The organism is Brucella rhizosphaerae, from assembly GCF_002252475.1.
GTDB classification, from domain to species: Bacteria; Pseudomonadota; Alphaproteobacteria; order Rhizobiales; family Rhizobiaceae; genus Brucella; species Brucella rhizosphaerae.
The window spans coordinates 1-1,264 of sequence record NZ_NNRK01000001.1 but is presented as its reverse complement, the minus strand read 5'-3'; the positions used below and the strand labels follow the sequence as shown (position 1 = coordinate 1,264).

The following is a 1,264-nucleotide window of genomic DNA, read 5'->3' as shown; positions in this document are numbered from 1 at the left end:
GCATTATCCATGGTGATGTTATTTGTCGGCCCATAAATCTGCACCGCATTCGACCCGTCACCCGTCGTCGTCAGCGTTGCACCGGTGATGGTGATGGTGTTGTTGAGGTCGTCAGCACCATATGGTGAATTCCCGACCGCTGCACCAGCAGCATTGGCACCATGCGTGGTCACATGGGTGCCGTTCAATGTCGTTGAGGCACCATACTGTGCCCGCGCGCCATCAGCAGTATCGCCATGCGTGACGACAGTCGCAGCATTGACTTGCAGACCTGCTGATGAACGATTACCATTAGCGCCAACGCCATAGGCTGTTTTACCGAAGGTTTCGACGCTGACACCATCATCCACCACAGGCGTTTGGGTCGACTTAGATGTGCTCCAAACCCCTAAGGACTGATAACCCAGTGTTTTAATAACAGCGTTACCCTGAACGATTTGTGTGAGCGCCGTCACCCAGATAGAACCAAACACCACACCAGGTCCGTTATCACCGGTGGTGGTGACGTGCGTGCCTGTCAGGGTTGCGCTTGCGCCGGTGTTAACCCCTGTCCCTGTGGCTGTGATGACTGTCTTGTCATCAGCGGTGAGGGTCATAGTGCCCCCCTCCCCCACGGGATTGGGTGCAATTTGTATACCATTTGCCGAGACTCCTTGCGCGTCAATGGTTACATCACGCAAAGTAATAGTTATATTGCCTCCATCGATTCGACTTTCAATACCGTTCGCATAGGCCCCGGTAGTTATAATTTTGGTGCCCGTGGCGGCGATACTTGAAGCACCCAGCCCGATAGAACAAATCCCGCAGGCTTGATAGCCACTCGTCGTGATTACGTTGTCACCGGGAGCCGTCACCAGAGTGTTATTATCAGCCATAAGCCCATACCCGGCCTCGCCATCAGCCATTGTGGTGATTGTATCACCAGTTTGCAGGCTCTGGTGCTGGGTTGTCGTATAATCGGTGGCCATTGCAAAACCGGACAGCTGGGCCATAAATCCCAGCATCATGAGCGATGTGACCGCCAACCCGGTTGCCCGCCCTGTTGTTCTGAGGATCGCCAGCGGTGAAACCGAATGGTTCAGCACACGTGTGCGGCGGCTGTTGCGTGCGATAGGAAGAAGCAGAACGACTTGATTATCAGGCACTATACGCCCCTTTTTAAAAATAGAATGCGGATCAGGCGACCGGAATACGAAAAGAAATAAGAATCGAGATTGCCACCAAAGAGACAGCAAATTGCAATATTCATGACACTATATGCTGC

General features: G+C 52.9%; 1 protein-coding gene. It reads right to left on the bottom strand.

The genetic code is table 11. The features are described 5' to 3' along the window. On the bottom strand, positions 1–1,145 hold a 1,145-nt coding region (locus CEV32_RS00005), incomplete at its 3' end, for a hypothetical protein (RefSeq protein WP_143128762.1). Positions 1,146–1,264 lie beyond the last annotated feature (119 nt).